This is a genomic window from Agrobacterium sp. AGB01 (assembly GCF_014851585.1).
GTDB lineage: Bacteria > Pseudomonadota > Alphaproteobacteria > Rhizobiales > Rhizobiaceae > Agrobacterium.
In genome coordinates this window covers 1,072,678-1,097,550 of record NZ_JACVAB010000002.1, presented here as the reverse complement: position 1 = coordinate 1,097,550, position 24,873 = coordinate 1,072,678, and the positions used below count along the sequence as shown (strand labels likewise).

At 56.9% G+C, this 24,873-nt stretch carries 21 protein-coding genes; 6 read left to right on the top strand and 15 right to left on the bottom strand.

Annotated elements, in window-relative coordinates:
- The 8 genes from IB237_RS11945 to IB237_RS11910 form a co-directional block, all read right to left on the bottom strand.
- Window positions 1-388: transposase (locus IB237_RS11945; protein ID WP_192488818.1), on the bottom strand; the 388-nt coding region annotated here is incomplete at its 3' end.
- Between the two features lie 460 nt (window positions 389-848).
- Window positions 849-1,235 (bottom strand): Fe-S cluster assembly scaffold SufA, encoded by a 387-nt coding sequence (sufA, locus tag IB237_RS11940; RefSeq protein WP_192488902.1) that lies wholly within the window; start codon window positions 1,233-1,235, stop codon window positions 849-851.
- Between the two features lie 254 nt (window positions 1,236-1,489).
- Window positions 1,490-1,870 (bottom strand): SUF system Fe-S cluster assembly protein, encoded by a 381-nt coding sequence (locus tag IB237_RS11935; RefSeq protein WP_192488817.1) that lies wholly within the window; start codon window positions 1,868-1,870, stop codon window positions 1,490-1,492.
- Window positions 1,871-1,881: 11 nt separating this feature from the next.
- The gene (locus IB237_RS11930; RefSeq protein ID WP_192488816.1) at window positions 1,882-3,132 is read right to left on the bottom strand and encodes a cysteine desulfurase; all 1,251 of its coding nucleotides are present in this window, start codon (window positions 3,130-3,132) and stop codon (window positions 1,882-1,884) included.
- Entirely contained in the window at window positions 3,125-4,399 is a 1,275-nt protein-coding gene (gene sufD, locus IB237_RS11925) for a Fe-S cluster assembly protein SufD (RefSeq protein WP_192488815.1), read from the bottom strand. The genes IB237_RS11930 and sufD overlap by 8 nt, the downstream gene beginning before the upstream one ends.
- A 23-nt stretch (window positions 4,400-4,422) precedes the next feature.
- Window positions 4,423-5,178, bottom strand: coding sequence for a Fe-S cluster assembly ATPase SufC (gene sufC / locus IB237_RS11920; protein WP_192488814.1), 756 nt, complete (start codon window positions 5,176-5,178; stop codon window positions 4,423-4,425).
- 72 nt (window positions 5,179-5,250) lie between these two features.
- On the bottom strand, window positions 5,251-6,720 hold the full coding sequence (gene sufB / locus IB237_RS11915; RefSeq protein WP_192488813.1) for a Fe-S cluster assembly protein SufB: 1,470 nt from the start codon (window positions 6,718-6,720) through the stop codon (window positions 5,251-5,253).
- 144 nt (window positions 6,721-6,864) lie between these two features.
- Window positions 6,865-8,034: a cysteine desulfurase family protein gene (locus IB237_RS11910; protein WP_192488812.1), complete on the bottom strand. Its 1,170-nt coding sequence runs from the start codon at window positions 8,032-8,034 to the stop codon at window positions 6,865-6,867.
- A gap of 212 nt (window positions 8,035-8,246) precedes the next feature.
- Here IB237_RS11910 and IB237_RS11905 point away from each other — a divergent pair, with 212 nt between their 5' ends.
- On the top strand, window positions 8,247-8,924 hold the full coding sequence (locus IB237_RS11905; protein WP_192488811.1) for an alpha/beta hydrolase: 678 nt from the start codon (window positions 8,247-8,249) through the stop codon (window positions 8,922-8,924).
- Between the two features lie 214 nt (window positions 8,925-9,138).
- On the opposite strand, the gene IB237_RS11900 is transcribed toward IB237_RS11905, so the two are convergent.
- From IB237_RS11900 to IB237_RS11890, 3 genes are all read right to left on the bottom strand, one after another.
- Window positions 9,139-10,200, bottom strand: coding sequence for a YwqG family protein (locus tag IB237_RS11900; RefSeq protein ID WP_192488810.1), 1,062 nt, complete (start codon window positions 10,198-10,200; stop codon window positions 9,139-9,141).
- A gap of 65 nt (window positions 10,201-10,265) precedes the next feature.
- Window positions 10,266-11,867 carry an EAL domain-containing protein gene (locus IB237_RS11895; RefSeq protein ID WP_192488809.1) on the bottom strand — a complete coding sequence of 534 codons (1,602 nt, stop codon included), beginning with the start codon at window positions 11,865-11,867 and terminating at the stop codon, window positions 10,266-10,268.
- Between the two features lie 137 nt (window positions 11,868-12,004).
- Window positions 12,005-12,631, bottom strand: a complete 627-nt coding sequence (locus IB237_RS11890) for a TetR/AcrR family transcriptional regulator (protein ID WP_192488808.1) — start codon at window positions 12,629-12,631, stop codon at window positions 12,005-12,007.
- A 70-nt stretch (window positions 12,632-12,701) separates the two neighbouring features.
- On the opposite strand from IB237_RS11890, the gene IB237_RS11885 reads away from it, so the two are divergent.
- Complete coding sequence (locus tag IB237_RS11885; RefSeq protein WP_192488807.1) at window positions 12,702-13,457, top strand: SDR family oxidoreductase; 756 nt, start codon at window positions 12,702-12,704, stop codon at window positions 13,455-13,457.
- A gap of 591 nt (window positions 13,458-14,048) precedes the next feature.
- Entirely contained in the window at window positions 14,049-16,436 is a 2,388-nt protein-coding gene (locus IB237_RS11880) for a penicillin-binding protein 1A (protein WP_192488806.1), read from the top strand.
- 85 nt (window positions 16,437-16,521) lie between these two features.
- Here the strand turns inward: IB237_RS11880 and IB237_RS11875 are convergent, their stop codons facing one another.
- Entirely contained in the window at window positions 16,522-17,607 is a 1,086-nt protein-coding gene (locus IB237_RS11875; RefSeq protein ID WP_246787806.1) for a MerR family transcriptional regulator, read from the bottom strand.
- A 112-nt stretch (window positions 17,608-17,719) separates the two neighbouring features.
- Window positions 17,720-19,138: a PLP-dependent aminotransferase family protein gene (locus IB237_RS11870; RefSeq protein WP_192488805.1), complete on the bottom strand. Its 1,419-nt coding sequence runs from the start codon at window positions 19,136-19,138 to the stop codon at window positions 17,720-17,722.
- A gap of 85 nt (window positions 19,139-19,223) precedes the next feature.
- Between IB237_RS11870 and IB237_RS11865 the strand changes: the two genes are divergently transcribed.
- Window positions 19,224-20,087 carry a DMT family transporter gene (locus IB237_RS11865; RefSeq protein ID WP_192488804.1) on the top strand — a complete coding sequence of 288 codons (864 nt, stop codon included), beginning with the start codon at window positions 19,224-19,226 and terminating at the stop codon, window positions 20,085-20,087.
- 56 nt (window positions 20,088-20,143) lie between these two features.
- On the opposite strand, the gene IB237_RS11860 is transcribed toward IB237_RS11865, so the two are convergent.
- The gene (locus tag IB237_RS11860) at window positions 20,144-21,046 is read right to left on the bottom strand and encodes a LysR family transcriptional regulator (RefSeq protein WP_210323884.1); all 903 of its coding nucleotides are present in this window, start codon (window positions 21,044-21,046) and stop codon (window positions 20,144-20,146) included.
- A 108-nt stretch (window positions 21,047-21,154) separates the two neighbouring features.
- Between IB237_RS11860 and IB237_RS11855 the strand changes: the two genes are divergently transcribed.
- On the top strand, window positions 21,155-21,907 hold the full coding sequence (locus tag IB237_RS11855) for an SDR family NAD(P)-dependent oxidoreductase (RefSeq protein WP_192488803.1): 753 nt from the start codon (window positions 21,155-21,157) through the stop codon (window positions 21,905-21,907).
- 310 nt (window positions 21,908-22,217) lie between these two features.
- On the opposite strand, the gene IB237_RS11850 is transcribed toward IB237_RS11855, so the two are convergent.
- Window positions 22,218-23,339 carry an anhydro-N-acetylmuramic acid kinase gene (locus tag IB237_RS11850; RefSeq protein WP_192488802.1) on the bottom strand — a complete coding sequence of 374 codons (1,122 nt, stop codon included), beginning with the start codon at window positions 23,337-23,339 and terminating at the stop codon, window positions 22,218-22,220.
- A gap of 141 nt (window positions 23,340-23,480) precedes the next feature.
- On the opposite strand from IB237_RS11850, the gene tyrS reads away from it, so the two are divergent.
- On the top strand, window positions 23,481-24,734 hold the full coding sequence (gene tyrS, locus IB237_RS11845; protein WP_192488801.1) for a tyrosine--tRNA ligase: 1,254 nt from the start codon (window positions 23,481-23,483) through the stop codon (window positions 24,732-24,734).
- Window positions 24,735-24,873 lie beyond the last annotated feature (139 nt).

The window sequence follows — 24,873 nt, the reverse complement described above, 5'->3', positions numbered from 1 at the left end:
TGCGGTCGACAAGTGCCGACAATGCCTGGGTTTGCGCGTCACGCAGTGGCCGGATTTGTGGCTTGGTTGCCAGTACAAAAGCCGCGATCACCTGCGCATCAATCTCGTCGGTCTTGGCGCGGCGACCAATGGCATTGGCATAGGAGCGCACCTGTGACGGATTGACGATGATCACGCATAAGCCACTGGCAGATAGTTTGGCTGCCACCAGTGTTTCGTAACCGCCGGTCGCTTCCAAGGCAATGAGATCGACGTGCTGTGCCTTCAGATGCTGTACAAGTTCGTCGATGCCTTGATCATTGTTATCGACGCTAAGGGTTATACCGGACGGTGCAATTGCAACGTCGAGCCGGGCTTTCGAGACGTCTATTCCAGCAATGATATCCATCTTATCCCATCCTTGCCTAATCGGGCTTCGCATCAGCAAGCGGCCCTGGCGACTGTTCGGGTTCGATGGAACGACGGATGAAGACCCTTGCTCATTCACGGGCTTCAAAGCCCTAGGGAGTTGCGGTCTTTCATCCGTCACCGCATTTGGCATTACAGCGCTAAATGGCGGAAATGGGAAGTTACAAGGGAGGTTTTGGTGACACGCGAGCATTCAAAATCGCAGGAATTGAAATGTCTACGCTATCCACCGTCATCCTCGGACGTGAACCAAGGAGAGGTATGAGGGGAGTTTTTGGAGACCCCTGCACCGACCATTCTCTCGACGTCATCCTCGGGCCTGACCCGAGGATCCAATCACGCAAACCAAATTAGCGACGCTTGAGGAAGTGCGGGCGATATCAGGGACAGGCCCTCGTATGAAAATCGCTACCCGTTTTAATCCCGGGGCAACAATAAAATCAGGCGGTGGCCGCTTCGCGCTGCTTGGCAAGCTCGGCAAGATCTGCTGCTTGCAGCTCAACCGATTCACCGCAACCACATGCTGATGTCTGGTTGGGATTGCTGAAAATGAAGCCAGAGCGCATTTTTGTGACTTCGAAGTCCATCTGGGTGCCCAAAAGATAAAGCACGGCAGATGGCTGAATCCAGACCTTGGCACCTGCAGACTCGATCAGGTCATCCTTGGCGTCAGGTTCTTTGACCAGATCGATGGTGTATTCCATGCCGGCACAGCCGCCTTTTTTGATACCAACGCGCACACCCAGCGCATCTGGTCCGGAATTGGCGACAATCGCCTTCACACGGTTGGCGGCGGCCTCGGTCATAGTCATCACGGCAAAGCCCATTGGCTCATTCTCCTGTCGCATCGCACCGTCAAAAACACCAAAGCGTTTTGTCTGGAAGCGACGCTATTAAAATACCACCGGGGTAAAGGCCCGATGTTTTCATACACTGAATTTAGCCCTAGCCCCCCTTGATATCAAGAGATGGCATTCGTCAAAAATGGGTGAGACTGTATCGCTACTCGTAAATCCCGCGAAACCAGCAACCTGATTTCGCAAGACTGACATCAATCTTAACTGCCAGAACCCGGCGTGGCTTAGTACCAGCCAACGGCAACCTGGGCTTCTTCGGACATGCGGTCGGGTGTCCAAGGTGGATCGAAGGTCATCGACACTTCAACGCCGGATACACCTTCAACGGCGCCAACGGCATTTTCCACCCAGCCCGGCATTTCGCCAGCCACCGGGCAACCCGGCGCGGTCAGCGTCATGACGATCTTGACCATGCGGTCGTCTTCGATGTCGATCTTGTAGACAAGGCCAAGCTCGAAAATATCTGCCGGAATTTCAGGGTCGTAAACCGTTTTCAGCGCCGCAATCACGTCATCGCTCAGACGCGCCAGCTCAGCCGGCGAGATGGACGAAGCGGATGAAGTTTCTACGATATCGACAGTCTTTTCGCTTGTTTCGGCGCTCATAATCCTCATCCTCAGGCAAAGAAATTGCGCGCATATTCCAGCGCATCGGCCAGTGCATCAACCTCGGCCCGTGTATTGTAAAGACCGAAGGATGCCCTGCATGTGGACGTCACGCCGAACCTTTTCAAGAGCGGCATGGCGCAATGTGTTCCGGCCCGCACGGCAACGCCGCGCCGGTCAATGACCATGGAAACGTCATGGGCGTGAATACCGGCAAGCTCGAACGAGAATATACCACCCTTGCCGGGGGCATCGCCAATAATCCGCAACGAGTTGATCGCCTGCAGGCGTTCCTTGGCGTAAGCGGCCAGATCTGCCTCATGCGCGGCAATCGCAGCACGGCCGAGATTATCCATGTAATCCAACGCGTAACCAAGGCCAATTGCCTGCACGATCGGTGGTGTGCCAGCCTCGAAACGGTGCGGTGGATCATTGTAGGTGACCATGTCTTCCGACACATCAAGGATCATTTCTCCGCCACCCATGAATGGGCGCATTTCTTTCAGCCGGTCAGCCTTGCCGTAGAGAACGCCAATCCCCGACGGCCCATACAGCTTGTGACCGGTCATCACATACCAGTCGCAGTCAATGTCACGCACGTCGACGGGCATATGGACAGCGCCCTGAGAGCCATCCACCAGCACCGGAATGCCGCGCTCATGCGCAATACGGCAAATTTCCTTCACCGGTACCACGGTACCCAGCGCATTGGACATATGCGTGATGGCAACCAGCTTGGTGCGCTCGGTCAGGCTTTTTTCAAATGCCTCGATATGGAAGGCGCCCTCGTCATCAACGGGCACCCAGACCAGCTTGGCGCCCTGTCGTTCACGAATGAAATGCCAGGGAATGATGTTGGAGTGGTGCTCCATGATCGAAATGACGATCTCGTCACCCTCGCCGATCTTTGGCATGCCGTAACCGTAGGCAACCGTGTTGATCGCTTCGGTGGAGGACTTGGTGAAGATGATTTCATCCACCGAACCGGCATTCAGAAAGCGGCGCACTTTTTCGCGCGACGCTTCATACGCATCGGTTGCGGCATTGGACAGGAAATGAAGGCCGCGATGCACATTGGCATATTCATTCGAATAGGCATGCGACACCGCGTCGATCACGACCTGTGGTTTTTGTGCGGATGCGCCGTTGTCGAGATAGACAAGCGGCTTGCCATAGACTTCGCGCGACAGGATCGGAAAATCCCGGCGCACGGCTTCAACGTCATAGGGGGCCACCACTGCGGCGCGTTCGCTATCAGGCATGATTTTCCAGCCAATTGGAAATGATGGTTTCCAACGCCTCTACCAGGTGTTCATCTTCCAGTTCTTCAACGATTTCAGCAACGAAGGCGTTGACGAGCATGGCACGTGCCTTTGCCCGAGGGATACCGCGCGCCATCAGGTAATAGAGATGGGTGTCGCTGATATCGGCAACCGTCGCGCCGTGACCGCACTGAACGTCGTCAGCAAAGATTTCAAGCTCCGGCTTTGCCGAAAACTCGCCATCGTCAGACATCAGCAGCGTGTTGCACGCCATCTTGGCATCGGTCTTCTGGGCGTCGGGAGCAACCCGGATCATGCCCTGGAAAATGCCCTTGGCACGGTCGAACACGACGTTGCGGAAAATTTCCGTCGAGGTCGTGTTCGGTACGTTATGGCCAAGAACCATGGTCACGTCGGTGTGCGTTTCGCCGCCGAGCAGGTTGACGCCGCGAACGATCAGATCGCTGCCTTCACCTTCAACATCGATGCGCAGTTCCTGGCGAACCAGCTTGCCACCGGCATTGATGAAGAACAGACGCAGCTTGACATCCGCACCCATGCGGATGCGCAACTGGCCAAGATGGGTGTCAGCCGCGCCCTGCTGCTGCAGCAGAACCCAGGTGACTTCCGCGCCGTCATCGAGCGTGATGTCACTGATCGAGGACACGAACGCGCCGTCTTCCGTCGCGGCAAGGTGACGTTCAATGATGGTTGCCTTGGCGCCAGCGCCAAAACGGACCGGAAACCGGTTGTGAACCTGACCACCGCCGTGGATCGCCTGAATTTCGATCGGTGTTTCAATCTCGGCATTGGCCGGAATGTCCACCACAAAACCGTCGCGCACGAAGCTGCCGTTGATACGGCCAATGACATCGTCCTTGTCCAGTTCGCTGAGACCGGCTGCGGCAGAACCGTCAAGCAGGGCTTCGCCAAAGCTGGAAACGGAAAAACCTTCCGTTGTCACACCCTTTGCCGCCACGCCCTGCAAGGACGCGATGACAGGCGAACCGCTAACGATTGGGGCAGCAGCAGACAGAACCGGAACCGGCACGGTGTCCGGCAAGGCTCGCAGCAGCGTCTTGAGGTCCGTATAGTGCCATGCCTCGATACGGCGGGTCGGCAGACCAAGCGTCTTGAGGTTTTCCAGCAGGTTGTCGCGCGCTGCAATCACAGCACCGTTGCCCGGCAGATCGCCCAGTTGCGCGGTATAGGCTTCAACAAGCGCAGTCTCTGCGGCTGTTTGCCTGTTTGTGTTTTGAATATTCATCACATCATCCCTTTCGCGCCCGATCAGGCTGCTTCACCGATGATGTCGGCGTAACCGTTGGCTTCCAGTTCGTGCGCCAGCGTCTTGTCGCCGCTGCGGATGATCTGGCCCTTGTAGAGAACGTGGACGGTATCCGGCACGATGTAGTCCAGCAGGCGCTGGTAGTGCGTGATGACAACAGTTGCACGGTCAGGAGACCGCAGCGCATTGACGCCGTCAGCCACGATCTTCAGCGCATCAATGTCGAGACCGCTGTCGGTTTCGTCGAGAACGCACAGCTTTGGCTCAAGCAGTGCCATCTGCAGGATTTCCGCACGCTTCTTTTCACCGCCGGAGAAACCGACGTTGAGCGGACGCTTCAGCATGTCCATGTCGATCTTCAGATCGCCAGCAGCCTCCTTGACGCGCTTGATGAAGTCAGGCGTTGTCAGCTCGGATTCACCACGTGCCTTGCGCTGCTCGTTCATCGCAACCTTGAGGAACTGCATGGTGGCCACACCTGGAATTTCTACCGGGTACTGGAAGGCCAGGAAAACGCCCTTGGCCGCACGCTCTGCAGCGTCGAGTTCCAGAATGCTTTCGCCGTTATAAAGAATGTCACCGGAGGTCACTTCGTAATCTTCGCGGCCCGACAGGATGTAGGACAGCGTGGACTTGCCGGAACCGTTCGGGCCCATGATGGCAGCCACTTCGCCGGCCGCAACCTTCAGGTTCAGGCCGCGGATGATTTCGGTTTCGGTATCTGCGATCTTTGCGTGCAGGTCGATGATTTCAAGCATGATGTTTTCCTAAGAATAGTGTGATCGATGGTGCGCGAAAGCCGCGCACTCAGGGTCGTATTCGTAAAAGGCTCAGCCCACGGAACCTTCGAGCGAGATGCCGATCAGCTTCTGTGCTTCAACGGCAAATTCCATCGGCAGCTCCTGAATGACTTCCTTGACGAAGCCATTGACGATCAACGCAATCGCCGCTTCCTCAGGAATACCGCGCTGCAGGCAGTAGAAGAGCTGGTCTTCGGAAATCTTCGAGGTTGTCGCTTCGTGCTCGAAGTGAGCGGACGAGTTCTTTGCCTCGATGTAAGGCACAGTATGCGCGCCGCACTTGTCGCCAATCAGCAAGCTGTCACACTGGGTGAAGTTGCGGGTGTTGGTTGCCTTGCGGTGGGCAGACACCTGACCACGGTAGACGTTTTCTGAAAAACCGGCCGCAATACCCTTGGCGATGATACGGCTCGACGTGTTCTTGCCGAGGTGGATCATCTTGGTGCCGCTGTCGATCTGCTGGTGACCGTTAGACACCGCAATCGAGTAGAACTCGCCACGGCTGTCATCGCCACGCAGAATGCACGATGGGTACTTCCATGTAATCGCCGAACCGGTTTCAACCTGCGTCCAGGAAATCTTCGAACGGTTGCCACGGCAGTCGCCACGCTTGGTCACGAAGTTGTAGATACCGCCCTTGCCGTCCTTGTCGCCAGGATACCAGTTTTGGACGGTGGAATATTTGATTTCGGCATCATCAAGAGCCACAAGCTCGACCACGGCAGCATGAAGCTGGTTTTCGTCGCGCTGCGGGGCTGTACAGCCTTCAAGGTAGGACACGTAAGCGCCGTCCTCGGCAATGATCAGCGTGCGTTCGAACTGGCCCGTGTTCTTTTCATTGATACGGAAATAGGTCGAAAGCTCCATCGGGCAGCGAACGCCCTTTGGCACGAACACGAAGGAACCGTCGGTAAACACGGCCGCGTTCAGCGTCGCATAGAAGTTGTCGGTGGTTGGAACAACCGAACCGAGATACTTCTTGATCAAGTCAGGATGTTCGCGGATGGCTTCAGAAATCGACATGAAGATCACGCCGGCTTTCTTCAATTCTTCCTTGAAGGTGGTCACAACAGACACACTGTCGAACACCGCATCAACGGCAACTCTCGAGGTCTGCACGCCAGCCAGAATTTCCTGCTCACGCAGCGGAATACCCAGCTTCTCATAGGTCTTGATCAGTTCCGGGTCGACATCGTCAATCGACATCGGGCCGGTCACGTTCTTTGGTGCGGCATAATAATAGAGATCGTTGAAGTCGATCTTTGGATAGCTCACACGTGCCCAGGTAGGCTCTTCCATCGTCAACCAGCGACGATAGGCGTCAAGACGCCACTCGAGCATCCATTCCGGCTCCTGCTTCTTGGCAGAAATGAAACGGATCACCTCTTCAGAAAGTCCCTTCGGGGCCTTGTCTACTTCGATATGGGTTTCAAACCCGTATTTGTACTGGTCGACATCGATCTGGCGTACCTGATCGATTGTTTCCTGCACCGCAGCCATTGCGTTCTCCAATCTCGCCGGATCCAAGGTCCGGTGGCTTGTCAACGTTAAGACGGATTAGTCCGCCTTGATGTAGTCGTCCGGATGGCGTTTTTCACCAGTTCCGGCAAGCGAAAATTTGACTTTCCGCAAATTCAATTCACTTTAGGCCGCCTGCCCGGCAGGTTTCCTGCGGCTGGCGATCTTTTCAAATGCGGCAAGCGCCTGGTCAATCTCGGCCTCAGATGTCGAAACACCGAGAGAGATGCGCAAGCCACCCAGCTTCGGGTCTTTACCCATCGCCGTCAGCACATGGCTTTCGCCCACCTTGCCAGACGAACACGCCGACCCTGCAGACAGCGCGATGCCTTCAATATCAAAGGCAATCTGCCCTGTCTCCGCCTTGAGACTTGGCAGGGTGAAGAAAGTCGTATTCGCCACCCGTTCAACCTCCGCCCCATGGATAATGACATCCACTGCGGCCTTGCGCATGCCGGTTTCAAGACGCTCACGCAAGGTCGCAATCGCGGCATTGCGTTCGACAAGACCATCAAGCACAAAAGCGGCAGCGGCACCAAAGCCGATGATCGCCGTTGTGTTTTCCGTTCCCGAGCGATGACCCTTTTCCTGTCCGCCGCCATGAATAAGTGCCTTCGGCATCATGGCTTCACCGCGCGTAACCAGAGCGCCAACCCCTTTGGGGCCACCAATCTTGTGCGAGGAGACAAACAGGAAATCGGCATCCAGCGCCTGAATATCAATAGGCAGACGTCCCGCAGCCTGTACGGCGTCGACCACCATCAGGCCACCGGCGGCATGCACCAGTCTTGCGGCTTCTGCCACCGGCTGCACGATACCGGTCTCGTTATTGACCAGCATCACCGCAACCATGGGCAGACCGGTTGTCTTGTCATGGTCCTCCAGCAGCTTCTTCAGCGCATCGAGGTCCAGAACACCGTCTGACGTTACAGGAACTTCCGTAACGTTATCCTTGGAAAACCGTCCACCCTCGCGCACGGCGGGATGTTCGATTGCCGAAACATAAAGCTTTCCGATGCGAAGCGCCGAGCGACCCATCTTGTAATCGGGCGTCAGCACCAGATTGGCAGCCTCGGTGGCGCCGCTGGTAAACACCACATGCGATGCCTGCGCACCGACCAGATTTGCCACATTGCGGCGCGCCGATTCGACTGCCATACGGGCTGCACGCCCTTCCTTGTGGACCGACGACGGATTTCCCGAAAGATCGAAAGCATGCAGCAAGGCATCGCGAACGCACGGCAAAAGTGGTGCCGTTGCATTCCAATCCAGATATATGCGCGATGTATTTGCCATATCTGAGGAACCTGCTTCTCTACTTCCCGTTTACGCCGCAGCGCATTTTCCTTGAAATTTCAGCCACCATTGCCTTATGACACGTTCAAGTGTTCAAAACACGCAATAGTTTCGAATTGTTCTAAACTGGGTTCTAGAAAACCTGACACACCACGTCAAGTCTTGTTGCGCCCTGAAAATCATTTGGAACAGAAAACACGACCGGAGTATCAATGCCCGAAGTCATCTTCAACGGCCCAGCCGGCCGCCTCGAAGGCCGTTACCAGCCATCGAAAGAAAAAAGCGCCCCAATCGCCATTATCCTGCACCCGCATCCGCAGTTTGGCGGAACCATGAACAACCAGATTGTCTATCAGTTGTTCTACATGTTCCAGAAGCGCGGCTTTACCACGCTCCGGTTCAACTTCCGCTCCATCGGCCGCAGCCAGGGCGAATTCGACCACGGCGCTGGCGAATTGTCGGATGCCGCATCGGCACTGGACTGGGTACAGAGCCTGCATCCAGATTCCAAGAGCTGTTGGGTCGCCGGTTATTCCTTCGGCGCGTGGATTGGCATGCAGCTTCTGATGCGCCGTCCGGAAATTGAAGGTTTCATGTCGATTGCTCCGCAGCCGAACACCTACGACTTCTCGTTCCTGGCGCCCTGCCCGTCTTCGGGTCTGATCATCAATGGCGATTCGGACAAGGTTGCGCCTGAAAAGGACGTCAACAATCTGGTTGAGAAGCTGAAGACCCAGAAGGGTATTCTCATCACCCACCGCACAGTGCCGGGTGCCAACCACTTCTTCAACGCCAAGGTCGATACGCTGATGGCCGAGTGCGAGGATTACCTCGACCGCCGCCTGAACGGCGAACTGGTGCCAGAACCGGCTGCCAAGCGTATTCGCTAAGCGAAGCCGAAAGCTGATAAATTGCAGAGAGGCCGTAACATCGTTGCGGCCTTTTTGTTTGGGCGATGACGGGATTGAGAGTGCTGCGATGCCACACCAACATCTCCAACGTCATCCTCGCCCTTGAGGCGAGGATCTAAGCCGGTGCCAAATCCGCAACGTGGATAGATTCCCGTGACAAGCACGGGAATGAGGGTCGCGTGATACGCCCCTTTCAATCACACTGATACGTAATCCGGGCCCTATCAAAACGGCGTGCGGCAATGTCCTCATCGCGCATGATCACGTAATAGGCGCCGGGTGATGGAATACCAGCATGCTTGTCCACGCCAAGCTGCATCATCAACCGCCATTCGCCAGCGGATTTGATCAGCTCCTTTGCCTCATCGGTCTTCCACACCTCGCTTCTGCCGCAGTTCAGGCCATGTGTCACCAACTGGGCAGTGGCCTGCAGACCATTTTGCAAGGTCTGCGGAAAGCCGCCGAACTGATGGTTGTCGCGCCCTTCCATGTCAGGCGTTCCGAACTCGGATAACCACTCCTGATATTCATCGAGTGCCTCGTCATCTTCCAAGGAAAAGGCATCCCAACCCTTATCGTTCGGTGGAATGGGCGTCAGGATGCTACGCGTCGCAATGCGCGCTGCCTTGAACACACAAGACCACTGATCATCGGAAATGCCAGTCAGGGCTGATGGTATGTCTGTCCGCACCAACGCATCCTCAGGCGTTTCATCAAACAGCACCTGCCAGCCGACAGAGGCTTCCGGCGTAAAATCTTCTGGCTGTTCCCAGTAATCGTAAAACAGCAGCAAACGACCCTTGTTCGGAAATATTGGATCAAATCCGCTTTCAACAGACAGTTCGGCAAGATTGACCTGACCTAGAAACGCCAAAGGAAACTCTGTCTCTATCGCATCGGCCTTGGCCTTGTAGTCAGCACAGAAACGTTCGCCCTGCTCCGGCGTCATCCATGAACGTGGTTTTTTGGAATCTGCCAACAGTCGCTCGGCTTCCTTGCGATGGCCGACAGCTCTCGTCGCGGCATCAGGATAGGCTGGCCGTGTTGGCCATGCCATGCCACGTGGCAGGTCCGGCCGGCCGCCGATCTTGGATGCTCCAAGCGCAATGTCATCCTCATCGCTTTCACTCGTGGTCAGCAGAATTGCGGCACGCGCCTGAGCAACCAGATGCGAAATGACATCTGGTTCAAGACCGGTTTCCTCTAGGGAAAGCCGCAAGGCATCAGGATTATCAGGAAAAGCTTCTGTCTGCATGATCACCTTCCTTCAGAGCGTCGCGGTGAACGCTGGATCACCCCAACCGCTGCCGCTCTCAGTTTTTACACATTTCCGGACGCAGCACCGACCGGCACAGCAGCACCGCCGTCCTCAAGGCCGGCATTGCGCTTTTTGTAAAAGGCCATGAATTCATCGAAGGGCAGCGCCTTGGAATATAGCCAGCCCTGCCCGTATTGCACGCCCGACTGAACAAGGATTGCCTCCTGCTCCACGGTCTCAATGCCTTCCGCCACCATCTCCAGTTTCAGGCTGTGGGCCATTTCGATGATATGTGGGGTCACCAGACTGGTGGCGGCATTCTGGCCAATCGCATCGACAAAGGACTTGTCTATTTTCAGCACCGAGACCGGCAGGCTTTCCAGCAACGAAAGGCTGGAATATCCGGTACCGAAATCATCAATCGCAATCACATGACCGGCGTCGCGCGCCTTGGTCAGTGTCGCGCGGGCAATATCGGCGTGAATGAAACCACGTTCCGTTACCTCCAGCCAGATTTGCGAGGTCTCTACGCCGGTGTGCTTCAATGCGTCGGATACCACCGTCAGGAAATGACCGCTTTCCACGTCTTCAGGGGAAAGATTGATGGCAATATGCATGTCGCGATGCTCAACCAGCGCCGTCTTCATGTTGGCAATGACATTGCCGATCACAAGTTCCGTGATCTGGCCAATCATCCCATGATCTTCAGCAAACGGAATGAAATGGTCTGGCCTGACGGTCGAGCCATCGGGTCGTGGCCAGCGGATAAGCGCTTCGGCACCGACGCAACGTCCAGTCGATAATTCGATGATGGGCTGATAGTGAGCGACAAACTCCTTGCGGCGAATGCCCGTCATCAATTCACCGGCCAGTGACAGGCGTTGCCGTGATATCCACACCACCAGCGCAATCAGCGCCAAAGACACGCCAATGCCGATTGGAATCATCTTCCAGAGTTGTCCGTCCGTTCGCCAATCAACAACGCTGCGGCTGGAGATAGCAAAAGCGGCAAAGTCCTTGCCACGGCGCGATGAAAACACTTCACTTTCGTTGAAGCCGCTGACCTGCTGGCTGACCAACCGCGACACAAGCGCAGGGTCAGCGTCACCGGACACCATGATCGGCTGGCCAGACAGTGAGGCAATGCCAAGCAACATCGGTGTGTCATGCAACACATCCACCAACCGTTCACGTTTTAACAGCGCATGAAACTCTCCATGGCTGACCACCAGCATGCCCTGCGAGGGATCCGAAAGACCACCACCGTTCAGACGCAACATATAACCGTCTGAGAGCGGTATCGGCTCACCACTAACATGCTCCTCATCACGCATTGGTCCCCAACTATTGCAAATCACGCGACCACCGTTGGTGATGGCAATTTCCTCAACGGACAGGGTTGCTGTGGTGATTTCCTGAAGACGCGTAATATCGGCGGCCGAACAGGTCTCGCGTTGTTCTGACATCACAGTCTCTAGCGCAGTTCTGGCTCTGGAAATATTCAGATCGGCGCGCTGCAACGTCCACTCGGCATAATCGGCAAGGTGGCGACGTTCCAGCACGAATGCCCGTTCACGCGAAATATAATAGGCGGCGAGAAGCGGCAAAACGCCGGCGCAAATCGCCAGACCGAATGCAACTGCCAGAACACTGTTTCGCCGCATGTCTGTTTCCTTGAAAACATCGGGATCAACGCAACCTTGCTCTATTTATCCATTTCCGGTTGTTATAATCTTACCTTAGCTTCTCAGAATTGAATTTTGTTATTTTTCCTGCGGGTCGACTTTCAGCCCAGAACAGATTATCGCGCTGCCGTCACATAGGCGCGGCAGGCCAAGGGTAGTTCGCGTCGCAGGCGCATCAGGTTTTCTTCCGACGCCGCCGCATCCAGCACCGTGCGCACCGAACCGCCAATCATTGATGCCAGCATGAAGGCAACAGCATCGCAATCTTCAAAATTGGCATCCGGTGCGGCTGCCAGCAATTGAGACATCACCTCAGCCATATGGTTGAGTGCCCGCCCCATGCCTTCCGCCAGATCAAACTCGGCAGCGATGCTGTAGATAGCCCGGAAGGCCTGACTGTCGGAGGTCTTGACGTCAAGCCAGGCGGTGGCCAGACCTTCAGCAACGTCCCCGACATGCCGTCCCCGCAGCCGGTCGGCCGCCGCCAGCATGAAGGCTGTCACCGTTTCCAGCTGCTGTTCGACAATCGCAAACAACAGCGCCTGTTTGTGCGGATAATATTGATACATTGTGCCGATTGAGACACCGGCGCGTTCCGCCACCCGTGTCGTGGTCAGACGCGCCACCCCCTCGGCCAATAAAACCTGAATAGTGGCGGTGTGAATGGCCTCTATCGTGGCGGCAGAGCGCGTCTGTTTAGGCGCTTTTCTGGGCTTTAGCAGCGTTGGACCGAGCCTGTTCATGATGCGAATACCAAACCTGAGGAAACATTCATATATTGAAATGGTCCTTCCAAAGCAAAGGTATTATTTCATGAACACCGTTCTCATAACCGGTTGCTCGACCGGGTTTGGCCGCGAAACCGCACTGCACTTCCTCGACAAGGGCTGGCAGGTTTTTGCCACCATGCGCAACCCGGAGGCCAGCACGCTTCCAGCCTCCGATGCGCTGCATGTCCTGCCACTCGACGTCACCAAGCCAAATAGCATTACAGACGCCGTCGCACAGGCAGGCCAAGTCGACGTCCTCGTCAACAATGCCGGCATCGGCTGGCTGAACGCCATTGAAGGCACTCCGCTCGATACGGCACGAGAGATTTTCGAAGCCAATCTGTTTGGCACCATGGCCATGATGCAGGCAGTGTTGCCAGGCATGCGTGAGCGACGCTCCGGCGTCATCGTCAATGTCAGTTCAAGCACCATATACAAACCGGTGCCGCTTCTGTCCGTCTACCGCGCAAGCAAGGCGGCACTGACCGCCATGACCGAAGCTGCCGTGCCGGAACTTAGCCAATTCGGCATTCAGGCCCGCATTGTTGTTCCGGGTCTCGCTCCATCGACCAGCTTCGCCACGAATGCGCAGGAGATGATCGCAAAACGCGGCTGGTTTCCCCCTGCCTATCAGGACTTTGCGCAGCAGACGCTGGCGCAGATGCAAGCACATGACCCCAATGCCGTGACCACGGCGCAGGACGTGGCAGAAGCGGTTTTCCGTGCTGCAACTGACCCGGCCTGCCCAACTGTCCTGCCAGCCGGCGTGGACGCCCTTGCCTGGTCGAGAGGCGAGTAACCGCGTGGTTCTTTTGTAAACCGTCGGCAACAAAACAAAGGCCGCAACAGCATTGCGGCTTTATCGTTTCGTTGGAAAAACCCTTGTGACAGGAACTGAGTGTGCCCCGGATCCGCCGTCAAGCATGGCGCGTTTTGCACCACCTCATCCGCCTCAGATTATCCTGTGGACTCAGCATAAAGTCACACCCTGTTGATGTCGTTTGCCCAGATTTCGCCATGACGATCCGCCATCTCGGGCGCGACGCGGCAATCGTGTCGACCCCACCCAACCGGTGACATCAGACATTGCAAGACCTTGACCGATCTGGCCTCCACCGATGACACCATCAATGCCGAGAAAGAACAGTGACACTATGACGATGCGTTTTCGGGCTTCGTTTGTCCGTGATTTCCGCGACCCTACCAGCGCCGCTGCGAAAGTTCACTTCGTGAACTCGACGTGAGACATGCTGTGCGGCCGTAACGCCTCAGATCGTTCAGCCTCGCCGCAATGATGATCGCAATGACACATCACCGGTTTACCCGGTGACCTCGCCCGCGGCTGAATGGCCGCCGGCACGCCCGCAAATTCCCGCAAGTGAGAATGCAGTTGTTCAGACTTATCGGTTACTTCTTTTCCATTGCCTGTATGGGCCTGCTGCTTTGCGCCGCTGGCGTTGCCGTGCTGGTTGCCACCGTTCAGCAGGACCTGCCCGATTATACCAGCTTGCAGGATTATACCCCGCCGCTGAAGTCGCGGCTTTACGCATCAAATGGTGATGTGGTCGCCGAGTTCGCTTCTGAGCCACGGCTGTTCCTGCCCATCCAGTCGGTGCCGGACCGCGTCAAGGCGGCCTTCATTTCCGCAGAGGACAAGAATTTTTACCAGCATAACGGCCTGGACTTCATTGGTCTGGCGCGCGCCATCACAGTAAACTTGACGAATATGGGCAGCGACAAACGTATGGTTGGTGCGTCCACCATTACTCAGCAGGTCGCCAAGAACCTGCTGCTGACCTCCGACCAAACCATGACTCGCAAGATCAAGGAAGCCCTGTTGTCGATCCGGATGGAAGGCACCTTTTCCAAGGATCGTATTCTCGAGCTTTACCTGAACCAAATTTTCTTCGGCCAGCGCTCCTATGGCATTGCACAGGCGGCTTTGACCTATTTCGGCAAACCGGTCAGCGAAATCTCCATTGCCGAGGCAGCCTACCTCGCCGCCCTGCCCAAGGGTCCGTCCAACTACAACCCCTTCCTTTACGAGAAGGCGGCGGTGGAACGGCGCAACTGGGTGATCGACCGCATGGTGGAAAACGGTTACGTCGCCGCCGATCTTGCCTTGGCTGAAAAACAGAAACCGCTTGGCGTGGTGCGGCAACCGGCACCGACCAGATTTGCCGAGGCTGGTTATTTCATCGATGACGTCAGAAAAACCATGGTCGACGAACTGGGCGAACAGGCCCTCTATCAGGGCGGATATTCCATCCGCACCACGCTTGACCCGAAATTGCAGCGTGAGGCCCGCTCGGCATTGCAAACTGCCCTGCTCGCTTACGATGAACAGCGCGGTTATCGCGGCCCGCTCGACCATATCGATATCGTCAACAATTGGCAGGAGGCATTTGCCAAGATCAAGACCGATACTGATGTACCGGAATGGTCTGTGGCAATCGTAAATGCCATTGGCCCTGACGACGCTGAACTGACCCTGAAAGACGCCGATAACAGCCGCGTTCGCCTTGCTGCGGCTGGCATGAAATGGGCGCTCGGCAAAAAGAAACCCCGCGACCTGCTGAAAGCCGGTGACGTGGTGCTGGTCGAGAAACAGTCCTCCGGTGACTATCGTTTGCGGCAATTCCCGAAGGTGCAGGGCGCTCTCGTTTCCATGCAGCCACAGACCGGCCGCGTTGTGGCAATGGTCGGTGGCTTTTCCTACACCCAGTCGCAATTCAACCGTGCCACACAGGCACTGCGCCAACCAGGATCGGTGTTCAAGCCGATCGTTTATGCTGCTGCCCTCGACAATGGTTTTTCTCCCGCCACCGTTATCCGTGACGAACCGGTCGAATTCCGCCTCGGTGATCATGTATGGGCACCAAAGAATGACGGCGACAGCTATGCCGGTCCGCAGACACTGCGTTTCGGCATCGAACATTCCCGCAATGTCATGGCCGCAAAGCTTGCCAATGCCGTCGGCATGGACACCGTGATGGAATACGCGGATCGTCTGGGGATCTATGACCACCGCACGCCGGTTCTGTCGATGTCGCTCGGTTCAGGTGAAACCACGTTGATGAAAATGGTCGCCGCCTATTCGGTGATTGCCAATGGCGGTTTGCAGGTTACGCCAAGCCTGATTGACCGCACGCAGGATCGCACCGGCAAGACAGTGTTCCGTCAGGACCAGCGCCAGTGTGACAACTGCAACGTCGAAAAATGGGATGGACAGTCGGAACCGGAACTGACCGATACGCGCGAGCGGGTGCTTGACCCCATGACCGCTTACCAGACCGTATCGATGATGCAGGGCGTGGTTGAACGTGGTACAGCCTCGCGCCACGTCAAGCTTGGTCGCCCTGTCGCTGGCAAGACCGGCACGACAAATGCCAACCATGATGCATGGTTCGTCGGCTTTACGCCGGAACTGGTCACCGGCATCTATATCGGTTTTGACGAACCGAGCAGCCTTGGCCGTGCTGGCAGCGGCGGCGGACTGGCCGCGCCTGTGTTTAATGACTTCATGTCAGCGGCACTGGACAAGGTTCCCGTGTCGAACTTCCACGTTCCCGCTGGCATGACCGCCTATCTCATCAGCCGCACCACAGGCATGGCAACCACGCCGGATGATCCAGACGGCGTGCAGGAAATGTTCAAACCCGGCACCACACCGGCCACATATTTCACCACGCTGGAGGATGATGGTGAATCTTCACCGCTGGTTGCCAGCCCGCAGACTGAGAAAATCCTGCGTGAGGGTGCCGTCGGCTTGTTCTAGAAAAGAGATTGCGACAGGCGCGCAATCTCAACCACAACAGAGACCGGTGTCGAAACAAACATCGAAACCACACTCATAACGGCACTCACAGTGGCGGACGGATGAGGATACCGGCAAATTTGCCATCCGCCGCCAGTGTGAACCGCCATTCCAACTCACCCTCTTCAAACCTGACATCGTAGACATCCCAGCCCTCGGCTGAGACACCCTTGAAGCTGATGTCACGAAGAGGCCCCAGCCGTGCCAGATCAGCCTTTATGACATCGATCTGCTCGCTGGCTGCCTGGGCCAGAAGCGGGCTCATCTGCTCGTAATCCGGCTCACCACGCTGGTGTTGTTCAATCAGTTGGCGCAACAGCACTTCGCTGTTTTCAAATGGCTGGCGGTTTTTCACCCGCTCGGACAGGCCTTTTTCCAACTCGCTGACCACGACCTCCTGCACCCGTGGCGCTGCCTGCTCATAACCGTTCTGGTGCAACACCAGCCCGGTAACGGCACCGGTGTGATCGCGGGTAAAGGTCAATTGCGCCTGAACCGCCTTGTAGAAAAACCGGTCGACATCTTCAGCAAAGATTTCCAGCTCCGGCTGTCCTGTCATACGGGTAAAAAGCCTGCCGTCTTTCTGCGTGATGACATAACCCAGACCGTCCAGCACGTAATTTCCGGCATATTGGCCATAGAGCCACGGATCGATCTTTTTTTCACTGCGCGGCCGCGCCTGTTCGTAACGGCGCCATGCCACGGCATCGGGCGATATGTCAGCCATGTTTGCCTCCTTGGTCAGTTTCAACAGATCTTCAATCGATAGATCGCCACCAGCCGCGATCTTGCCGCGCAGCGTATTGATGGTGGCCAGACTGTTTTGTGTGCGCTCCAGCTGCACCTGCAGCGTCTCGCTTTGCATGCCAAGCAGGCCAGCGAGATCGGTGGTCTTGCCAACCAGAATGCCGCGAATTTCGTGCAAGCTGAGGCCAAGATGTTTCAGCGTCAGGATTTCATAGAGACGTGCGACTTCCCTCGCGCCATAGAGACGCCAGTTCTTATCGGTCCGGCGGGGTTTGATAATTCCGGCCTGTTCATAGTGCCGCAAGGCGCGGACCGAAATGCCGACACGCCGCGCACATTGCGCCGCCGTCAGTTCGAAATTTTCATCGCTTGCTGCCATATGCATGCACTCGTTCCCGCTCAATCATGCCCCTGATGTAAGGTATGACGTTGGGTACGGCGCAAGAGGTTTTTTACGGTTTTTTGCGTGCTGGCGCCAACGCGCCAATGCGTTTCCGTTACACCCGCCGCCGGAGAATATCGCCCAGCACCTCAAACACTCGTGGGTCGAGACTTTGCGACACATTAAAACGCATGAAACTGGTGGCCGACTGGCTAAGGCTGAAGGCGTTACCGGGCGCCATCACCACCTTGCGCTCAAGTGCTGCCCGGGCAACATCTGTTGCATCCGCCCCATCAGGCAGTTGGCACCACAGAAACATGCCAGCCGTCGGTCTGATCCACGGCGTCACGCCAAGCTTTTCCAGCCGGGACGACACATCATTCATCGCCTGGCCCAATCTCAGCCGCGTCGCATCCAGATGTTTGCGGTAGCTGCCGTCACTCAGCGCGTTAAAAACCAGCTCCGCCGTCATGCGGCCACCGCCAAAGGATGTGGCGATCTTCAGATCGGTCAGCCCTTCGATCCATTCCGGTTTTGCCGCAACAAATCCGCAGCGCGCCGAGGCCGAAAGCGTCTTGGAAAAACTGCCTATGTGGATCACCCGGTCCAGACCGTCAAAGGCCGCAAGTCGTGGTGCCGGCACCTGCTCCAGATCGGAGAAGATGTCATCCTCTATGATCGTCAGATCGAACTCATTGGCGATCTTCAGCACCCGGTGTGCGGTGACAGGAGAAAGTGCAGCACCGGTGGGATTATGTATGCCGGAATTGGTGATGTAGAGGCGCGGACGGTGCTCGCTGACCGTACTGGCAAAGGCGTCGATAGATGGCCCGTTCGGCGTATAGGGCACACTGACAATCTTGGCACGGTGCGCACGCAGCAGCGCATGGAAATTGAAATAACAGGGGTCATCCACCAGCACCGTATCCCCCGGCTCCAGCAGGAAACGGCACAAGAGATCAATGGCCTGCGTACCTGACTCCGTCAGCATGATCTGGTCGGGAGATGCCTCCATGCCCTTTTCGGCCATGCGCCGGGCCACCAGTTGGCGCAGGCCCGGAAGCCCAAGCGGCGAACCATAATCGGCAAGTGTTGCGCCGTCCGCCCGCGAAAGTGTACGCAACGCCCGCCGGATACTGTCTTCGGGAAGCCAGGATGGCGGCAGCCAGCCACAACCGGGCTTGAGATTATCATCATTGGCCTCCAGCGACTGGCGCGACACCCAGAACGGGTCAACCGCCCGGTCAACCTTTGGGCCTGCCTGCGTCAGCGTGAACGGCGCCACCTGACTGGCAACATAAAAGCCGGAACCGGGACGCGACAGGATGGCACCTTCCGCCACCAGCCGGTCATAGGCTTCCACCACGGTTGACGTCGAAACATCAAGGCTTGAGGCCAGCCGCCGCACCGAAGGCAGCTTTGCACCCGGCGTCAGTGTTCGCCCGGCAATCCGCTGGCGGATCGTCGACATGACGGTGGCTACCCGTGTCTGGCCCTTGGCATTCTCCACCATCTGTACTGCCTTTGTGTCCATAACAGTTTCGGCAGACTGTATCAGACTGTAACTGGTATCGCCAAGGCTTTGCTGGATAACAGCGAGACAATGAATGGAGTAAATTATGGAACGGACAAGTGCGGGCTGGATCAACGGCTTTATCGGCGTGGTCATTTTCAGCGGGTCGCTTCCGGCCACCCGTGTGGCCGTCATGCAGTTTGACCCGGTGTTTCTGACGGTAGCGCGTGGCGCAATCGCTGGCCTGCTGGCACTCGCCTTTTTGCTGGCGCTGAAACAGAAACCTCCGTCACCCCGCGAACTGGTGTCACTGGCCGTGGTGGCCGGTGGTGTTGTGGTCGGCTTTCCGCTTCTGACGGCGCTGGCGCTGCAACACGTGACCTCGGCACATTCCATCGTGTTCATTGGCCTGCTACCGCTGGCAACCGCGGTCTTTGGCGCAATCCGTGGCGGCGAGCGACCCAAACCAGCCTTCTGGGCCTTTTCCATTCTTGGCAGCGCAATGGTTGCCGGTTTTGCACTGTTTCAGGGCTTGAGTGTGTCGCCATTTGGTGACCTGATGATGGTGGCCGCCGTCATCGTCTGCGGTCTGGGTTATGCCGAAGGCGGCAGACTGTCACGCACGCTGGGCGGCTGGCAGGTGATCTGCTGGGCGCTGGTTCTGTCCCTGCCCTTGATGCTGCCTGCTGCCTTTCTCTACATGCCCACGACATTTTCAGACATTCACATGCCCGCCTTCATCGGACTTGCCTATGTCTCGCTGTTCAGCATGTTGATCGGTTTTGTATTCTGGTATCGCGGTCTGTCGCAGGGAGGCATTGCCGCCGTTGGCCAGTTGCAGTTGCTACAGCCTTTCCTTGGTCTTGCGCTGGCCGCAGCCCTGCTCAACGAACCGGTAACTTGGGGTATGCTTGCCGTAACGGTTGCCGTCATTGCCTGCGTGGCCGGCGCCAAACACTTCGCACGGTAAGTCATCAAGCCAGCCTCCACTCTCTTTTTTTGAATGGGGAGCTGGCGGCGTTCCCATCAGCGCGCCAAGGCGTCCTCGGGAAATTCTGCTGCCAGACTATCGATGAATTTGCGCACCGCCGGCGGCAGGCCACGCCGTGTGGTGAAGACAAGATGCACCAGCCCCTTCACGCCGCGCCACGCCGGAAGGACACGCACCAGCGTACCGTCATCAAGCGCCTGGCGGCAGGTATGGTCCGGCAACAAAGCCACGCCCAACCCGGCAATGGCCGCTGCTCGGACGGCGGTAAAATCAGCGCAACCCATGCGCGGTTCATGCCGCAGCGTGTGGCTACGTCCGTCATCGGTTTCCAGAAACCAGTTGACCTCGCCATGATCGTCGGTGGTCGACAGTGTTGCCTGCGCAGAGAGCTGGTCGATCTCGCCAATGCGCCCAGCCAGTTGTGGGCTCGCCACCAGAATACGCACAGAATTGCCAAGCGAGCGCATGGTCAGCGATGCATCACCGTCCAGTGATGTGCGCACTCGCAGTGCGATGTCGATGCGTTCCTCGATAAGATCAACCGGGCGGTCAATCGCCACCAGTTGCAGCCTTACCTTGGGATATTGCCCGAGAAACCGGGTTATCAGTGCCGAAATCGGTTCCACCAGACCGGTCGGGCAACTCATGCGGATTAGTCCATGGGGTTCGGACTGCGCTTCTGCGACCAGTGCCTCGGCGCGTGCCGCCTCCTCAAGCATCGCCTTGCACCTCTCATAGAAAGCTTGCCCGACATCGGTCACCCGAAAGCGTCGGCTGGATCTTTCGATCAGCCGTACACCGAGACGCGCTTCCAGCCCGGCAACCCGGCGGCTCAGCTTCGACTTCGGTTCCCGCAGTGCCCGGCCCGCTGCGGTAAATCCGCCATGGGTGACCACTTCGGCAAAATAAACGAGATCATTCAGATCAGATCGCATCATCGTTCTCCATATGGAACGATGAGTAACAGTTTTGCTGACTATTTGCATCATCGTTCTGCTGTCATGTTCATTCCAACGACAACGGGTCGTCAACAAGGAGCAAAGACAATGAGCAAGACATTTGAAAACAAGGTCGTAATCGTCACCGGCGGCACCAGCGGCATTGGCCTTGCCACCGCAAAAGCCTTCTCGCAGCAGGGTGCATTCGTGTTCATCACCGGCCGCCGCAAGGATGCACTGGATGCCGCCATCAAGGAAATTGGTGGCCGTGTTACTGGCGTTCAGGCCGACATGAGCAAGCTGGTCGATATCGACCGCCTTTATGATGCCGTACAGCAGAAACATGCCCAGATCGACGTGGTGTTTGCCAATGCTGGCGGCGGTGAGATGGCAGCCCTCGGTGCCATCACCGAAGAGCATTACCAGAAAACCTTCGACACCAACGTAAAGGGCACGCTGTTTACGGTGCAGAAAGCCCTGCCGCTGCTGCGTGACGGTGCCTCGATCATCCTGACATCATCGACAACGAGCATTTCTGGCACACCGGCCTTCAGCGTCTACTCTGCCACCAAGGCGGCAGTGCGCAACTTTGCCCGCAACTGGATCCTTGACCTGAAGGACCGCCACATCCGCGTCAACGCCGTCAGCCCCGGCCTGACCGACACCGCAGGCCTCAATGAACTGTTCGGCAACGGCGAAAATGCCGAAAACACCAAGAACTATCTGTCCAGCCTCATTCCCGCCGGTCGCATCGGCCAGCCGGAAGAAATCGCCAAGGCAGTGCTGTTCCTGGCCTCCGACGAAGCCTCCTTCGTCAACGGCATCGAATTGTTCGTTGATGGTGGTCAGGCGCAGATTTGACCACGCTGTTGGAGAGGGTGGCAACGCTCTCTCCACACGACGTTTCTTTTGTCGATAAAATCGAATTTTGGCGGCTGTGGAGCAACCGCCGTCCATAAAAACTCCCTCATTTCTGTGCTTGTCACAGAAATCCAGGCCAGCCCAAGTCATTGGGCTGAAAGGACTCTTTTATCGCGCCGACGCGCTCCACTGGATCTCTGTGACAAGCACAGAGATGAGGAGAGTATGTTGCGACGAACCACCAAACAAAAACGGCGCGGGTTGAGCACAGGGGTGAGGATCGAGACGACTGCATCTCCTTCGCAACAAATCACGCCTTTGCCAGAACCCCGCCGCTCACCGGTTCCTTGACACCGGTTGTGCCGGGATAGGTCAGAGGCAGACCGCTGAGTGAGCGCACGGCAAGATAGGCCCAGGCCTCAGCCTCCATCGCGCCGCCATCAAAACCGGCAGCCTCGGCCGACACCACCTTGGCACCTTTTTCAGCCGCAAGGGTGGCAAACTCCGCCATGATCACCGGGTTCAGGCGCCCGCCACCGCAAACAATGTAGGTCTTGGCGTGGTCGGGCAGATAGGTCGCGGATTTGAGAATGGCGGCTGCCGTAACATGAGACAACGTGCGCGCGCCATCTTCGAGCGAAACCTCGCCCTTTTGGGGTGGCAGAAAATCACCGCGGTCGAGCGACCGCCGCTGGTTGGCCGAAAAGAACGAGCTTGCCATGTATCGCTCACTCAGCGCTGCATTGACACTGCCCTTGGCCGCAACCTGCCCGCCCTTATCAAAGGTCTGGCCGGTATGCGCCTCCATCCACTGGTCGATCAGCATGTTGCCGGGACCACTGTCAAAGGCGGCAAGTGCGCCACCATTGCCGATAAAGGTCAGGTTGGAAATGCCACCAATATTGACGAATACCGCAGGTGTTTCAAAAGCCTCCGGCAGATTGGCCGAAAGGGCAGCGTGATAGGCCGGGATAAGCGGAGCGCCCTGCCCGCCATGCACCATGTCATTGGCGCGCATGTCATAGACCACATCGATACCGGTTTCACGCGCCAGAAGCGGACCGTCGCCAATCTGCACCGTCAGCGCGTCGTCAGGCCGGTGCAAAACCGTCTGCCCGTGAAAACCGATGACATCGACATGCGAGGGCACCAGACCATTCTGCTTGAGAAAGGATTGCACGACGGCGGCATGGCACAGCGTCAGTGCCGTCTCGGCCTCGGCCAGATCATCCGGCCGTTCGCGACGCTCATTGATCTTTTTCGCAGTGACCAGCGCCTGCTGCCATTTGGCCCGCAAGGTGGCGTCATAGGGGAAGTAACCGCTTGGTCCACGCTCGACAAATGAGTCGCCATCGGTGCGCAGCATGGCAATGTCGATGCCGTCCATCGACGTGCCGCTCATCAGGCCAATTGCCGTTTTTATAGTGCCCACACCGCTACTCCTGCCTGATCAAGGATTCGTTTTTAACATTCATGGCTGAAACTGGTGCACAATTCAAAAAACAATGCTAAAGCCCCGGCGTTTGCTGCTTGCCAGCACTTGAAAACATGACACCAGAGAGAACAAAAGGTTATGTCCAGGTTTAAGTCCGATTTCCTCCGCACGCTCGATGAGCGCGGCTTCATTCACCAGATCTCCGACGAGGCAGGTCTTGACGAATTGTTCGCCAAGGAAACCGTGACCGCCTATATAGGCTTCGACCCGACCGCACCTAGCCTGCACGCTGGCGGCCTGATCCAGATCATGATGCTGCACTGGATGCAGCAGACCGGCCACCAGCCGATCTCGCTGATGGGTGGCGGCACCGGCATGGTTGGCGATCCGTCCTTCAAGGATGATGCCCGCCAGCTGATGACCATCGACACCATTGAGAGCAACATCGCCTCCATCAAGCGCGTGTTTGCCAACTATCTCGATTACGACAAGGCGGGCAAGCCTGCGCTGATGATCAACAACGGCGACTGGCTGCGTGACATTAACTACCTGGAATTCCTGCGCGATGTCGGCCGTCACTTCTCGGTCAACCGCATGTTGTCTTTCGATAGCGTCAAGACACGCCTTGACCGCGAGCAGTCGCTGTCGTTCCTCGAATTCAACTACATGATCCTGCAGGCTTACGACTTCGTGGAGCTGAACAAGCGCTACGGTTGCCGCTTGCAGATGGGCGGTTCCGACCAGTGGGGCAATATCATCAACGGTATCGACCTTGGTCATCGCATGGGTACACCGCAGCTTTACGCGCTGACCTCGCCGCTTCTGACCACCGCCTCCGGTGCCAAGATGGGCAAGTCGCTGAACGGTGCTGTCTGGCTGAACCCGGACATGCTGTCGGCCTATGATTTCTGGCAGTACTGGCGCAACACTGAGGATGCGGATGTTTCCCGCTTCCTCAAGCTCTACACCACGCTGCCGATGGATGAGATTGCTCGCCTCTCGGCGCTGGCTGGTTCCGAGATCAACGAGGTCAAGAAAATCCTCGCGACTGAAATCACTGCCATGCTGCACGGCCGCACAGCTGCCGAAGAAGCCGCCGAAACCGCGCGCAAGACGTTCGAAGAAGGCGCGCTGGCCGACAATCTGCCATCGATCGAGGTTCCTGCTTCCGAGCTGGAAGCCGGTCTTGGCCTGCTGTCGCTGATCGTTCGCGCCGGCCTTGCCACATCGAATGGCGAAGCCCGCCGCCACGTTCAGGGTGGTGCAGTGCGCATCAACGACAACGCCGTGTCTGACGAACGTCAGATCATCGGCACGGGCGACGTGACGGCAGACAATGTCATCAAGCTGTCGCTGGGCAAGAAAAAGCACATTCTGGTTCGCCCGGCCTGATGGTCAGCACCCATGAATGATGGACGGAAAGGCCGCGCAAGCGGCCTTTTTGTTTGGGAAGCACAGTTTGAAAACAGGACCCCTCACCTGAAAAATCTATCACTTAGCAAGCTAAGGTGATGATTTTTCTTCCTCTCCC

What these genes read in the sequence shown, in the direction of transcription:
- sufA (WP_192488902.1), bottom strand. Translation starts at nt 1,235, where the DNA reads ATGGGCTTTGCCGTGATGACTATGACCGAGGCCGCCGCCAACCGTGTG.
- IB237_RS11935 (WP_192488817.1), bottom strand. Translation starts at nt 1,870, where the DNA reads ATGAGCGCCGAAACAAGCGAAAAGACTGTCGATATCGTAGAAACTTCA.
- IB237_RS11930 (WP_192488816.1), bottom strand. Translation starts at nt 3,132, where the DNA reads ATGCCTGATAGCGAACGCGCCGCAGTGGTGGCCCCCTATGACGTTGAA.
- sufD (WP_192488815.1), bottom strand. Translation starts at nt 4,399, where the DNA reads ATGAATATTCAAAACACAAACAGGCAAACAGCCGCAGAGACTGCGCTT.
- sufC (WP_192488814.1), bottom strand. Translation starts at nt 5,178, where the DNA reads ATGCTTGAAATCATCGACCTGCACGCAAAGATCGCAGATACCGAAACC.
- sufB (WP_192488813.1), bottom strand. Translation starts at nt 6,720, where the DNA reads ATGGCTGCGGTGCAGGAAACAATCGATCAGGTACGCCAGATCGATGTC.
- IB237_RS11910 (WP_192488812.1), bottom strand. Translation starts at nt 8,034, where the DNA reads ATGGCAAATACATCGCGCATATATCTGGATTGGAATGCAACGGCACCA.
- IB237_RS11905 (WP_192488811.1), top strand. Translation starts at nt 8,247, where the DNA reads ATGCCCGAAGTCATCTTCAACGGCCCAGCCGGCCGCCTCGAAGGCCGT.
- IB237_RS11900 (WP_192488810.1), bottom strand. Translation starts at nt 10,200, where the DNA reads ATGCAGACAGAAGCTTTTCCTGATAATCCTGATGCCTTGCGGCTTTCC.
- IB237_RS11895 (WP_192488809.1), bottom strand. Translation starts at nt 11,867, where the DNA reads ATGCGGCGAAACAGTGTTCTGGCAGTTGCATTCGGTCTGGCGATTTGC.
- IB237_RS11890 (WP_192488808.1), bottom strand. Translation starts at nt 12,631, where the DNA reads ATGAACAGGCTCGGTCCAACGCTGCTAAAGCCCAGAAAAGCGCCTAAA.
- IB237_RS11885 (WP_192488807.1), top strand. Translation starts at nt 12,702, where the DNA reads ATGAACACCGTTCTCATAACCGGTTGCTCGACCGGGTTTGGCCGCGAA.
- IB237_RS11875 (WP_246787806.1), bottom strand. Translation starts at nt 17,607, where the DNA reads ATGCATATGGCAGCAAGCGATGAAAATTTCGAACTGACGGCGGCGCAA.
- IB237_RS11870 (WP_192488805.1), bottom strand. Translation starts at nt 19,138, where the DNA reads ATGGACACAAAGGCAGTACAGATGGTGGAGAATGCCAAGGGCCAGACA.
- IB237_RS11865 (WP_192488804.1), top strand. Translation starts at nt 19,224, where the DNA reads ATGGAACGGACAAGTGCGGGCTGGATCAACGGCTTTATCGGCGTGGTC.
- IB237_RS11860 (WP_210323884.1), bottom strand. Translation starts at nt 21,046, where the DNA reads ATGATGCGATCTGATCTGAATGATCTCGTTTATTTTGCCGAAGTGGTC.
- IB237_RS11855 (WP_192488803.1), top strand. Translation starts at nt 21,155, where the DNA reads ATGAGCAAGACATTTGAAAACAAGGTCGTAATCGTCACCGGCGGCACC.
- tyrS (WP_192488801.1), top strand. Translation starts at nt 23,481, where the DNA reads ATGTCCAGGTTTAAGTCCGATTTCCTCCGCACGCTCGATGAGCGCGGC.